Genomic DNA, 12,289 nt, shown 5'->3' with positions numbered 1-12,289 from the left:
GTATATAAGGGGGAATTAGTATGTTAACTATAAATAGTATAAAAGATGGATTAGTTATAGACCACATAAAGGCAGGAGAAGGAATAAAAATATTTAACTTTCTAAACTTGCACGAAGTTGATTTTACAGTAGCACTTATAATGAACGCTACAAGCGACAAATGTGGGAAAAAAGACATAATAAAAATTGAAAACAAAATAGATATTGATTTTAAAATACTAGGAGTTATAGATCCTAATATAACTATAGATATAATTGAGAACGAAAAAATTAAAGAGAAGATAAAACTACAACTTCCTAATAAAGTTGAGAATGTTATAAAGTGCAAGAATCCAAGATGTGTAACATCTATAGAGCCTAATATTATTCATATACACCACTTGGTTGATGAAGACACTAGAGAATACAAATGTCATTATTGTGATGACTTACAAAAAGTAACTTCATTATACTAAGGGTAGGGGTGGAAGCATGGAAATTTGCATAAAAAACGGTACAGTGGTTGATTGGAGCGGAACCTTTGTTGGTGATATATATATAAAAGATGGAGTAATTTGTGAAATCGGAAGAAATCTCATAAAGGACTGTGAAACTATAGATGCTAATGAGAATATAGTAATGCCAGGCTTTGTAGATTTACATGTTCACTTTAGAGATCCGGGATATACTTATAAGGAAGACATAGAATCAGGATCAAAGGCCGCAGTAAAAGGTGGATATGTAATGGTTAACCTTATGGCTAACACAAATCCAGTATGTAGTACTATGGAGACTGTTAATTATGTAGTGAAAAAAGGAAAAGAAGTAGGTCTTGTAGATATTAATCAAGTTATATCAATTACAAATAACTTTAGTGGAGATGATATAAGTCACTTAGATAAAATAAATAAGGGTGAAGTAAAGGTAATATCAGAAGATGGAAAAGATGTGATGCATAGTGAAGTTATGCTAAATGCAATGGTTAAGGCTAAAGAAAAAGACATTACAGTTATGTGTCACTGTGAAAATCATAATTTATCTAGTGTAGATATGAGACTTGCTGAAAATACAATGACTTGGAGAAACCTAACTTTAGCTAAACATTCTGGATGTAGTGTGCATTTCTCTCATGTAAGCACTAAAGAATCTATGGAATATATTATAAAAGCAAAGCAAAAAGGTCATAAGGTTACTTGCGAAGTAGCACCTCATCACATAGCCTTGACTAATGATATAAAATATAGAGTAAACCCGCCTCTAAGAGAACAAGAGGATGTGGATTTCTTAATTAGTGCAATAAAAGATGGATACGTAGATAGTATAGCAACAGATCATGCACCACACAGTGATGAAGATAAGAAAAAAGATGCTCCAGGAATATCAGGAATAGAAACCTCCTTTGGAGTTAGCTATACAAAATTAGTAAAAGAAGGACATATAGACTTAAGTAAATTAAGTGAAATAATGAGTAAAAAGCCTAGTGAAATCTTAGGAGTTAATAAGGGAACCATAGACATAGGGTATGATGGTGATCTAGTAATAATAGACTTAGATAAAGAATATGAGATACGTAAAGAAGAGCTAATATCAAAAGGTAAAAATACACCTTTTGATAAAATGAGAGTTTATGGAGAAGTAATGACCACTATAAAAGGTGGGAAGATAGTTTATTCCAATAAATAGTTAAGGAAGTGCAATATGATAATAGATAGATTATTTGAAACTATTGAAAAAAAAGGACATGTTTGCTTAGGCTTAGATACAGATATATCTTATATACCAGAAGGGTTTATTAAGAAGTTTGAAAATGTGGGAGATGCAATATTTGAGTTTAATAAAGCTATTATAGATGAAACTGTAGATCATGTAGCTTGTTATAAACCACAAATAGCATATTATGAAGCTTACGGAATAGATGGGTTAAGAGCTTATGCTAAAACTTTAAAGTATATAAAGAAAAAAGGAGCTTTATCTATTGGAGATATAAAAAGAGGAGATATAGCAAAAACAGCAGAGATGTATGCTAAGGCGCACTTTGCAGGAGAGTTTGAAGCTGATTTTATAACACTAAGCCCGTATATGGGTATTGATAGTATAGAACCTTACTTACCATATGTAGAAAATAAGGATAAAGGTGTATTTGTACTAGTTAGAACTTCTAACAAAGGAAGCAAGGATATTCAATATATAGAAACTGTGGATAATAGAAGAGTATATAACGTAGTTGGAGAAACTATTAATAACTTAGGAAAAGAATATATGGGTAAACATGGTTATAGTTCTGTAGGTGGAGTAATCGGATGCACTCATGTAGATGAGGGTATAGAGATAAGAAAAGCACTCGATACAACATTTTTCTTAATTCCGGGATATGGAGCTCAAGGTGGAAGAGCTGAGGATGTAGCTCTTTACCTAAAGAATGGTAATGGCGGAGTGGTTAATTCTTCAAGAGGAATAATCCTTGCATATAAAGGTAAGACTGATGGTGAAGAAAATTTTGCAAAGTATGCAAGAGAAGAAGCTATTAGAATGAAGAATGAAATATTAGAAGCTATTAAGAACTTACAGAAGTAAATTATAATTATTATAAATGCCATACAAAATCTTTGTATGGCATAATTTAAAGTGACAGTCACCATATTAGAATGAATTATTAGGAGAAATGATATGTTAAATAATGATTATGAATACAGGGTGTGTAAAGTAATAGATAATAAAGAGATTTCCGAGGGAATATTTAAGATTTCTTTAGAGGGAAGCTTTGTTGGAAAACCAGGACAATTCTATATGTTAAGATGTTGGGATAAGGAACCATTGCTATGGAGACCTATAAGTATTCATAAAATAACAGAGACATCTATAGAATTTTTATACCAGTTAGTTGGTGATGGTACTAAGTTAATAAGCAAGCTTAAGACTGGAGAAGAAGTTAAGGTAATAGGACCTTTAGGAAATGGATTTAACTTAGATGAGATAAAAGGTAAGGTTGCGGTAGTTTCAGGTGGAATTGGGGTAGCACCTATGAGAGAATTGATAAATAATATAACAGGAGCTACTGTTGATGTATTCTCAGGGTTTAGAGATCAAGTATATGGATTAGATGAACTTAAGGCAGCAGGACTGTCTGTGAAGGTATCTACAGAAGATGGTAGTGAAGGTCATGAGGGATATGTAACGGAGCTATTTGATCCAAAGGATTATGATTTAGTTTTATGCTGTGGACCAGAAGTTATGATGTATAGAGTAGTTAAAATATGCAAAGAAGCAGGTACTAAGGTTTATATTTCAGAAGAGAAAAAGATGGCTTGTGGAATAGGAGCATGTTTAGTATGTACATGTAAAACCATTCATGGTAATAAAAGAACATGTAAGGATGGTCCAGTATTTAATGGAGAAGATTTAGAGGTTTAAAGGAGAAATTATGCTTAAAGTAAATATTTGTGATAGAGAATTTAAGAATCCAATAATAACGGCATCAGGAACCTTTGGGTTTGGAGAAGAATACAGTAAGTTTTATGATATATCTAAACTTGGAGGAATCTGCAGCAAGGGATTAACTTTAGATGAGAGACAAGGAAATTTTGGAGTTAGAATTAAAGAAACTACAGGTGGAATGTTAAACAGTGTGGGTCTTCAAAATCCAGGTATAAACAAATTTATAGAAAATGAACTTCCAAAGATGAAGAAATTTCATACAAATATAATTGCAAATGTTGGAGGAGCTACAGTAGAGGAGTACATAAGTATAATTGAGAAGCTAAACCATGAAGATGTGGATATTATAGAGTTAAATATATCATGTCCAAATGTAAAACATGGTGGAATGGCACTAGGTATTAAAGCGGATGTAGCTTATGAAGCTGTAAAAGAAGTGAAGAAGATATGTAAAAAGCCATTAATGGTTAAGTTATCTCCAAATGCAGAAAATATAGTTGATATGGCTCTAAGATGTGAAGCGGCAGGAGCAGATGCTCTATCATTAATAAATACATTTCAAGGAATGGCAATTGATTATAAAAAAAGGAAAGCCGTGTTTGATAACACCTATGCTGGATTCTCAGGACCAGCAGTAAAACCCATGGCGTTAAGAATGGTGCATCAAGTTTGTAAGGCTTGTAAAGTACCTGTAGTTGGACTTGGTGGAATTACAAACTGGGAAGATGCAATAGAGTTTATAATGGCAGGAGCTACAGGAATTCAAATAGGAACTGCAAATTTTATAAATCCATTAGCATCAATTGAGATAATAGATGGAATAGAAAAGTTTTTAATAAAAGAAAATATCAAGGATATAAGTGAAATAAGAGGGATAATATAGGAGGAAGAAATTATGGGAAATAAAGTTATAGATATATTAGTAGAGTGTGAAGCATTATTAGAGGGACATTTTTTATTGTCATCAGGTAAACATAGTAATAGATATTGCCAATGTGCAAAGTTATTACAACATCCAGATAAAGCTGCGGAGGTATTATCAGTTGTAACAGAACAAGTTAAGGATTTAGATGTAGATATGCTTGTAGGACCAGCAATGGGTGGAATAATAGTAGCTTATGAACTAGCAAGACAATTAGGCAAGCCTGGAATATTTACTGAAAGAAAAAATGAAGTAATGACTTTAACAAGGGGCTTTGAAATTAAAAAAGGTCAAAGAGTTTTAATTACAGAGGATGTTGTTACAACTGGAAAATCTACTATGGAAGTTGTAAAGATTCTAACAGAGTTAGGAGCAGAAGTTATTGGAGTATGCTGCCTAGTTGATAGAAGAATTGAAAACTGCGAGTTAACACTTCCACTATACAGTGCATGTAAATTGAATATTGAAAGTTTTGCTAAGGAAGAATGTCCACTTTGCAAAGAAAACATACCTTATATAAAGCCAGGAAGTAGAAACATAAAATAAAAATTTTTTATACAGCAAAATTAAATAATTATTCAGAAAATTACCTAACTACATTAAGAAAAAGAGGAAGTTAGGTAATTTTTTATACGTATTCATGTAAAATATATACACAAATACATATAAAAACAATAAATGTAAATTTGACATAGATGAATTTGGGTAATACTATAGAAATATATGATTAAGATCTAAACAATAGATTTAAGGGGGTCATAAAATATGAAAATAGTATTAGCGTTAGGGGGAAATGCTCTTCAAGCAGATCCAAAGGACAAAAGCTCAAAGGCGCAACTTCAGACATGTAGAGATACTGCTATATCCATAGTAGATTTAATAGAAGATGGACATGTAGTATCAATAGTACATGGAAATGGACCACAAGTAGGTCAAATATTATCGACTGTAGAGGATGCTAGAAAACAAAATGAAGGAAACGTACTATTTCCATTTGATGTATGTGGATCATTTTCACAAGGGTATATTGGATATCACTTACAAAACTCAATTGCACAAGAATTATCTAAAAGAGAAATAGACAAATCTGTGGCTACTGTAGTTACCCAGGTTGTAGTAAATAAAAATGATGATGGATTCCAAAATCCTACAAAACCAATTGGATCTTTTTTTTCAAAAGAAATGTCAGAAAAGTTAGAAAAAGAAGAGAAATACGTGATGAAGGAAGATGCAGGAAGAGGATATAGAAGAGTAGTAGCGTCTCCGAAACCAATTGATGTTATAGAGAAGAAAATGATAAAAGAGTTAGTTGACAATGGAAATGTTGTAATATCTTGCGGTGGAGGTGGAATTCCTGTTGTAAGAGAGAATGAAGAGGTAATGGGAGTGCCTGCTGTTATAGATAAGGATTTTGCAGCAGAAAAACTTGCAGAAATTTTAGATGCTGATTGCCTATTGATATTAACAGCCGTTGATAGAGTATGTGTTAATTTTAATAAACCAGACCAAAAGGAACTTAATGAAATAAATATTGATGATGTAAATAAATATATTGAAGAAGGTCAATTTGCTCCTGGAAGTATGTTACCTAAAGTTGAAGCTTGCAAAAAATTTGTTATGTTTAACAAGGACAAGATTGCAATGATTGCATCATTATCTAAGGCTAAAGATGCTTTAAAAGGGCTATCAGGAACTAAGATAGTTAGATATTAAGAATACAATTTAGTTGTACAATTATATTATAGAAGTTAGGGGGAGAGTAACGTAATGAGTAGTTCATCAATAAATGTTTACTCTGAAATAGGTAAGCTAAAAACTGTGCTTTTGCATAAGCCAGGTGAAGAAATAGAAAATCTTATACCAGAATATCTAGAAAGATTACTGTTTGATGATATTCCATATTTAAAAGTAGCACAAAGAGAACATGATTTTTTTGCTAATACACTAAAAAATGAAGGTGTCGAAGTATTATATCTTGAGAAACTAGCAGCAGAAGCTATAAGGACGAGCGATGTAAGGGAGTTATTTGTTAAAGAAATTTTAAAAGAAGCTCAAGTAAATGATGAGTATATGAATAGAGAGATTAAGAATTACTTGATGGATATGGCTGATAAGCAAATAGTAGATACTGTAATGGCGGGAGTAAGAAAATGTAGTTTGGGTATAAAGGAAGAGGCTAATGATTATCCGTTTATATTAGATCCGATGCCCAATCTTTATTTTACAAGAGATCCATTTGCATGTATGGGAAGTGGAGTATCTTTAAATTCAATGAGGACTCCAACTAGAAGAAGAGAGACTATATTTGGAAAATATATCTTTAAATATCATCCAAGATTCAAAAATTCAGGTATAGATTTATGGTATGATAGAGAACTTCCCACCAGTATAGAAGGTGGAGATGAGCTAGTACTATCAAAAGATCTTTTGGCTATAGGTTGTAGTCAAAGAACGGATAGAGAATCTGTGTTTACCCTAGCAAGAAATATATTTGAACATCATGAGAGTTTTAAAACTATTTTAATTTTTGATATTCCTAAGACTAGAGCTTTTATGCACTTGGACACTGTATTTACAATGATTGATTATGATAAATTCACCATACATCCAGAAATAGAGGACACTCTAAAGGTTACGGCGTTAACATATGATTATAAAAATAATCAAGTTATTGCAAATGAAGAAGTAGATAGCTTAGAGCATATTTTATCTAAGCACCTAGGTATTCATGTAAAGCTTATAAGATGTGGTGGAGGAGATAGAATAATAGCAGCGAGAGAGCAGTGGAATGATGGGTCAAACACCTTAGCCATATCACCAGGTAAGGTTATAACCTATGAAAGAAATTATGTGACTAATGAGCTATTGGACAAGTATAATATTGAAGTTTTAGAGATTCCATCAAGTGAGCTTTCAAGAGGTCGAGGAGGCCCAAGATGCATGTCTATGCCATTAGTGAGAGAAAATTTATAATAGCTAGTTAAAAAAATATTATAATATAATAAAAAATCATGGGGGCTTATGAAAACTAGAACATAGGTCAATATAAATATTTAGGGGGTATAAACAATGTTTAACTTAAGAAACAGACACTTTTTATCTTTAATGGACTTTTCACCAAAGGAAATAAATTATTTCTTAGAACTTTCATCAGATTTAAAAAAAGCTAAATACACAGGTACAGAAAAACAAAGATTATTAGGTAAAAATATAGCATTAATATTTGAAAAGGATTCAACTAGAACAAGATGTGCCTTCGAAGTTGCGGCTCATGACCAAGGTGCTCATGTTACATATCTTGGGCCAACAGGAAGCCAGATGGGAAAAAAGGAATCTATAGCTGATACAGCTAGAGTTCTAGGAAGAATGTACGATGGAATAGAGTACAGAGGGTATGGTCAAGAAATAGTAGAAGAACTTGCGCAGTTTGCAGGAGTTCCTGTGTGGAATGGATTAACGACTGAAGATCATCCAACACAAATATTAGCAGATTTTTTAACTATAAAAGAGCATTTCTCAAAACCATTAAATGAAGTTGTATTTGTATATGCTGGAGATGGAAGAAATAATATGGCTAACGCATTAATGATTGGTGCAGCTAAAATGGGTATGGATTTTAGAATTGTTGCACCTAAGAGCTTATTTCCAGAGGTAGATTTAGTTGAAAAATGTAATACAATAGCAGAAGAGACTGGTGCTAAGGTTACAATTACTGATAATGTAGCTGAAGGTGTTAAAAATGCTGATGTTATATACACTGATGTATGGGTGTCTATGGGAGAAGCTGATGAAGTATGGGCTCAAAGAATAGAACTTTTAAGACCATATCAAGTTAATAAAGTAATGATGGAGTTAACTGGTAAGAAAGATACTAAATTTATGCATTGTTTACCAGCATTCCATGATACAAAAACTAAGGTAGGTAAAGAAATATTTGAGAAATATGGATTAAATGGACTAGAAGTAACAGATGAGGTGTTCGAAAGTTCAGCTTCAATAGTATTTGATGAAGCTGAAAATAGAATGCATACAATAAAAGCTGTTATGGTTGCTACATTAGGAAATTAATATAAATATGAGTTAGATACTCTAGAGAGATGATAATATTAATTGTTTTCATCCCTCTTTTTCATTATATAAAAATTTTAATTTATGAATTATAAATTTATTGAATTAGCGAAAATTATATTTGGTATATTTTAAATAAAGTCATAAATGATATATAAGGATAATATTATATATCATTAATTAACAACTGGTGTAAGGGGAGAATAGATTATGATTAATAATATTCCAGATATAATATATGATAGAGAAGGAAATGCTATGAGAGTTGTAAAAACCTCTATAATTTTCTTTCAAAACCAAGGAAAACAAGGTTATGTGTTTCATATTGAAAGAGAAGAAAAGATAACTAGCATAAGTGAATTTGAAATAGTAGAAGATAAAGGTCGGTTTATTGTTACAAGAGATGTTCTGAAAAATTGTGATGATATATAGCTGTTAGATACAGTATAGATAAAGAACAAGAATATGAATATACTTAGGGTTATAAGCCAAACTATATATTAAGTAATATATCATGAAGTTCTATAAAAATTTAGAAAGTCAGATAACTACATTATATAGGGAGGATATAAAATGAAGCTAAAGATACAAAAAATGTTAGTATTTACTTTTGTAATATTAATTATAGCTACGGTAATATTAATAGGGTGTAATAAGGATAAGAAATCTGGAGATACTACAGGAGCTGGACCAACAATAGAAGATATGGATAATAATCCTATAGATAAAGATGAAACGATTAAAGATGCAATAGCGACTTGTGAGAGGGTTATGGACAAAGTACAATTAATTGATGGAATTGAGTCGGCAGTAGTATTTATAAATCATGAATCTGTGTTAGTTGCATTAAAACTAGAGGAGAATTATGAAAGTATAACAAGTACTTTAAAAAACGAAATTAATATAAAAGTAAAAGAAGTATATCCAAAGGCAAAAACTATAGCGATAAGTAAAGATGAATATGTTTATGAATCAATTTCAAGGCTTTTAAAGGGATTTAAGGAAGATAAGCCAATTGATGAGTTAAAGAGAGATATAGAACAGATAATAAAAGATATGTAGAGAGAAGATGCCTATACATTAGAGGATACTCATAATGTATAGGCATTTTAGTGTATAAAAATTATTTGTTATTAAGTAGGCATATGCTCTGAGAAGATATACCTTCTTCACACCCAGTAAAACCTAAGCCTTCTTCTGTTGTTGCTTTAATATTAATCTGATTTATATTAATACTTAAAGCAGCACTTATATTAGTGCGCATAGCTAAAATATGTGGTGACATTTTAGGCTTTTGAGCTATTATTGTAGCATCAATATTTTCTATTATATAGTTACTAGCATCTAGAAGGAGTTTAACCTCCTTAAGTAATTCAATACTAGAAATTCCTTTAAATTTATTATCAGTATCAGGAAAGTGCTTACCTATATCACCAAGAGCTGCAGCACCAAGTAAACTATCCATAATTGCATGAAGTAAAACATCTGCATCAGAATGTCCAAGAAGTCCTGTAGAATGTGGTATTTTAACACCACCAATAATTAAATTTCTATCACTGACTAATTTATGTACATCATATCCTAATCCGACTCTCATAAATAAACCTCCTAAAATGTATTATAATTTCACATGATATTTATATATTCAGAAATAACACAATTCAACATAATATTATTAGATTACTTAATATATTCAGTTTAACACATATTGTTATTATTATATATGTGGAGATAATATAAAAGATATTATTATATTTGCAAATTTAGAGATGATTTATAACGTCTAAAATGAAATAAAATATAGTTTACTCTTTAAATATAAATTTAAAATAAAAAGTTATAAACAAACTGTACACATTACTGTGGATAATGTTGATAACTTTTTTAAAATTTAAATGTATTAGAAGGATAATAATTAGTTATTTACTAAAAATTTTTAGTTTATGTGCATAATTTAGTATATTAACATTAAATTAACCAACTTATACACATGATATCTGTGGATAATGTGTATAATGTGTTAAAATACATACAAATGTTTGTATGAAAAAGAATAATACTGTTAATAAAAATAACAGATGAATTTTTATTAACATATGAACTGTGAATATATTTTTTTGTAGAAAGAAAAAGTTGTAAATTTTACAAATTATGATATAATTTCAATTGTGTTAAAAATGATTTAATTAGATTTAACTATATTTCAATTTTACATATGTAAATATAATTAAATGTAAAAAAAACGATTATTTTGATTGTAATAATTGTTTTTTACAATTTGAAATTGAACAGAAAATATGGAGGGTTTAAAATGAAAAAGGTAATTGCATTAGTATTAACAGCCACAATAGGATTATCGTTAGTTGGATGCGGAGGAAATTCTAGTAATGATAGTGAAAAGGTAGAACAAAACTCAGTTGAACAAGGGGTTAATAATAATGAAGTAACATATGAGAGTTTTGAATCATTGCTAAATAGCTTTGTAAATCCAGAGTATTATTATAATGAGATAAACACTATAAAATTACTTTCAGAAAATGATGAGGCTGCATATGCTGAGAAGGCTGAAAGTGAGCTAAATAAAATATTAGAAAAAGAAAGTATAGATAAAACAAAAGCAAAAATATATCCATACTATAGAAATGTAAATGGGAAAAAAGACCAAGTAACTTATGTTATCACTTATGATGAAAATAATGTAGTAGCAAAAATGTATGAAGTACATTCAGATATATCAGATGATTATGAAATAACTTTTAAAGAAATTAAAGAGAATGTAAAAATTATTGAAGATAAACAGTTTGCTGATTTATTCAAAGGTGAATTCTAATAAGTACAAGATATATTTTATAGTAAGTATACTTTAAATATAACTACTAAACTATATTAACCCAAAATATATAATCGATATGAAATAAAGGGATTAAGTTTGTTTAGATAAAACTTAATCCCTTTATTTTAATCTACAGTATTTTTAGAGGTCTCAGTAAGAGTAAGAATCGTTGACATTTCATTTGATGTTAAGTATCTCCATTTACCCTTAGGGAGACTGCCAAGAGAAACATTCATTATTCTTATACGCTTAAGGCTAGTAACCTTATATCCAAGATATTCACACATTCTTCTAATTTGCCTATTTAGCCCTTGAGTTAAAATTATATTAAAGGTACGGTTGCTAACTTTTTTAACTTTACATCTTTTTGTAACAGTATCAAGGATAGGAATTCCATTTCCCATTAGTTTAATAAACTCTGAATTAATAGGTTTATCTACAGAAACAATATATTCTTTTTCATGACTGTTGCCAGCACGTAATATTTTATTTACCATATCTCCGTCATTTGTTAGAAATATTAGACCCTCAGAGGGTTTATCCAGACGACCTATAGGAAATATTCGTTCAGGGTAATTCATAAAGTTAATAATATTTCCTTTAACATGAGTTTCAGTTGTACATGTGATTCCAATAGGCTTATTAAGGGCAATATAAACCTTATTAGATTTAGGCTTAATTGTTCTGCCGTTAACTATAACAGTATCAGCTGTAGAAACCTTTGTGCCTACTGAAGCTTTTATGCTATTAATATATACCTTACCAGTTTCAATGAATTTATCAGCCTCTCGCCTAGAGCAGATTCCACTATCACTTATATATTTGTTAAGTCTAATTAGACTGTTATTATTGTCCATAATAAATTGTCACTCCTAACAGTAAATTATATAAAAACAGTATATTTAATATATTTTCAGATAATTATTTACATGTATTTTAAATATATTGTATAATTATATCATAATATTTAAATTATTAATATTATGTAGCCATACAAGTTTGAGTCAAGTAAAAGTTGGCAAGTCTTCTTTTTCAAAATATACCTATATAAA

14 protein-coding genes are annotated in these 12,289 nt (G+C 30.2%); 12 read left to right on the top strand and 2 right to left on the bottom strand.

Annotated elements, in window-relative coordinates; all coding sequences use genetic code 11:
- The first annotated feature begins 20 nt into the window (after nt 1–20).
- The 11 genes from RSD37_RS14825 to RSD37_RS14775 all read left to right on the top strand — a co-directional run bounded on the left by RSD37_RS14825 (nt 21) and on the right by RSD37_RS14775 (nt 9,466).
- Nucleotides 21–455: an aspartate carbamoyltransferase regulatory subunit gene (locus RSD37_RS14825; RefSeq protein ID WP_346947522.1), complete on the top strand. Its 435-nt coding sequence runs from the start codon at nt 21–23 to the stop codon at nt 453–455.
- Nucleotides 456–471: 16 nt separating this feature from the next.
- Complete coding sequence (locus RSD37_RS14820; protein WP_346947521.1) at nt 472–1,662, top strand: dihydroorotase; 1,191 nt, start codon at nt 472–474, stop codon at nt 1,660–1,662.
- Between the two features lie 15 nt (nt 1,663–1,677).
- Nucleotides 1,678–2,553 carry an orotidine-5'-phosphate decarboxylase gene (pyrF, locus tag RSD37_RS14815; protein WP_346947520.1) on the top strand — a complete coding sequence of 292 codons (876 nt, stop codon included), beginning with the start codon at nt 1,678–1,680 and terminating at the stop codon, nt 2,551–2,553.
- Between the two features lie 93 nt (nt 2,554–2,646).
- Nucleotides 2,647–3,390 carry a dihydroorotate dehydrogenase electron transfer subunit gene (locus RSD37_RS14810; RefSeq protein WP_346947519.1) on the top strand — a complete coding sequence of 248 codons (744 nt, stop codon included), beginning with the start codon at nt 2,647–2,649 and terminating at the stop codon, nt 3,388–3,390.
- Nucleotides 3,391–3,400: 10 nt separating this feature from the next.
- Nucleotides 3,401–4,297, top strand: coding sequence for a dihydroorotate dehydrogenase (locus RSD37_RS14805; protein ID WP_346947518.1), 897 nt, complete (start codon nt 3,401–3,403; stop codon nt 4,295–4,297).
- 12 nt (nt 4,298–4,309) lie between these two features.
- Nucleotides 4,310–4,882, top strand: a complete 573-nt coding sequence (gene pyrE / locus RSD37_RS14800; protein WP_346947517.1) for an orotate phosphoribosyltransferase — start codon at nt 4,310–4,312, stop codon at nt 4,880–4,882.
- Nucleotides 4,883–5,101: 219 nt separating this feature from the next.
- Nucleotides 5,102–6,049 (top strand): carbamate kinase, encoded by a 948-nt coding sequence (arcC, locus tag RSD37_RS14795; protein ID WP_346947516.1) that lies wholly within the window; start codon nt 5,102–5,104, stop codon nt 6,047–6,049.
- Between the two features lie 54 nt (nt 6,050–6,103).
- Nucleotides 6,104–7,309, top strand: coding sequence for an arginine deiminase (gene arcA / locus RSD37_RS14790; protein ID WP_346947515.1), 1,206 nt, complete (start codon nt 6,104–6,106; stop codon nt 7,307–7,309).
- Nucleotides 7,310–7,405: 96 nt separating this feature from the next.
- The gene (argF, locus tag RSD37_RS14785; protein ID WP_346947514.1) at nt 7,406–8,404 is read left to right on the top strand and encodes an ornithine carbamoyltransferase; all 999 of its coding nucleotides are present in this window, start codon (nt 7,406–7,408) and stop codon (nt 8,402–8,404) included.
- A 210-nt stretch (nt 8,405–8,614) separates the two neighbouring features.
- A complete protein-coding gene (locus RSD37_RS14780) occupies nt 8,615–8,836 on the top strand; it encodes a hypothetical protein (protein WP_346947513.1) in 222 nt (73 codons plus the stop codon).
- 141 nt (nt 8,837–8,977) lie between these two features.
- A complete protein-coding gene (locus RSD37_RS14775) occupies nt 8,978–9,466 on the top strand; it encodes a YhcN/YlaJ family sporulation lipoprotein (protein WP_346947512.1) in 489 nt (162 codons plus the stop codon).
- Between the two features lie 61 nt (nt 9,467–9,527).
- On the opposite strand, the gene ispF is transcribed toward RSD37_RS14775, so the two are convergent.
- Entirely contained in the window at nt 9,528–10,001 is a 474-nt protein-coding gene (gene ispF / locus RSD37_RS14770; protein ID WP_346947511.1) for a 2-C-methyl-D-erythritol 2,4-cyclodiphosphate synthase, read from the bottom strand.
- 714 nt (nt 10,002–10,715) lie between these two features.
- Here ispF and RSD37_RS14765 point away from each other — a divergent pair.
- Nucleotides 10,716–11,234 (top strand): hypothetical protein, encoded by a 519-nt coding sequence (locus RSD37_RS14765; protein WP_346947510.1) that lies wholly within the window; start codon nt 10,716–10,718, stop codon nt 11,232–11,234.
- A 128-nt stretch (nt 11,235–11,362) separates the two neighbouring features.
- On the opposite strand, the gene rluF is transcribed toward RSD37_RS14765, so the two are convergent.
- Nucleotides 11,363–12,094, bottom strand: coding sequence for a 23S rRNA pseudouridine(2604) synthase RluF (gene rluF / locus RSD37_RS14760; RefSeq protein ID WP_346947509.1), 732 nt, complete (start codon nt 12,092–12,094; stop codon nt 11,363–11,365).
- Nucleotides 12,095–12,289: the final 195 nt, after the last annotated feature.

Origin of the sequence: Clostridium sp. (genome assembly GCF_036646415.1) — a bacterium.
Lineage (GTDB): Bacteria > Bacillota > Clostridia > Clostridiales > Clostridiaceae > Clostridium_J.
The sequence above is the reverse complement of the archived record's forward strand: the minus strand, read 5'-3'. Positions and strand labels throughout refer to the sequence as shown.

Excerpts from the sequence above, each read along its gene's own strand:
- RSD37_RS14825 (WP_346947522.1), top strand. The coding sequence starts at position 21 with ATGTTAACTATAAATAGTATAAAAGATGGATTAGTTATAGACCACATA.
- RSD37_RS14820 (WP_346947521.1), top strand. The coding sequence starts at position 472 with ATGGAAATTTGCATAAAAAACGGTACAGTGGTTGATTGGAGCGGAACC.
- pyrF (WP_346947520.1), top strand. The coding sequence starts at position 1,678 with ATGATAATAGATAGATTATTTGAAACTATTGAAAAAAAAGGACATGTT.
- RSD37_RS14810 (WP_346947519.1), top strand. The coding sequence starts at position 2,647 with ATGTTAAATAATGATTATGAATACAGGGTGTGTAAAGTAATAGATAAT.
- RSD37_RS14805 (WP_346947518.1), top strand. The coding sequence starts at position 3,401 with ATGCTTAAAGTAAATATTTGTGATAGAGAATTTAAGAATCCAATAATA.
- pyrE (WP_346947517.1), top strand. The coding sequence starts at position 4,310 with ATGGGAAATAAAGTTATAGATATATTAGTAGAGTGTGAAGCATTATTA.
- arcC (WP_346947516.1), top strand. The coding sequence starts at position 5,102 with ATGAAAATAGTATTAGCGTTAGGGGGAAATGCTCTTCAAGCAGATCCA.
- arcA (WP_346947515.1), top strand. The coding sequence starts at position 6,104 with ATGAGTAGTTCATCAATAAATGTTTACTCTGAAATAGGTAAGCTAAAA.
- argF (WP_346947514.1), top strand. The coding sequence starts at position 7,406 with ATGTTTAACTTAAGAAACAGACACTTTTTATCTTTAATGGACTTTTCA.
- RSD37_RS14780 (WP_346947513.1), top strand. The coding sequence starts at position 8,615 with ATGATTAATAATATTCCAGATATAATATATGATAGAGAAGGAAATGCT.
- RSD37_RS14775 (WP_346947512.1), top strand. The coding sequence starts at position 8,978 with ATGAAGCTAAAGATACAAAAAATGTTAGTATTTACTTTTGTAATATTA.
- ispF (WP_346947511.1), bottom strand. The coding sequence starts at position 10,001 with ATGAGAGTCGGATTAGGATATGATGTACATAAATTAGTCAGTGATAGA.
- RSD37_RS14765 (WP_346947510.1), top strand. The coding sequence starts at position 10,716 with ATGAAAAAGGTAATTGCATTAGTATTAACAGCCACAATAGGATTATCG.
- rluF (WP_346947509.1), bottom strand. The coding sequence starts at position 12,094 with ATGGACAATAATAACAGTCTAATTAGACTTAACAAATATATAAGTGAT.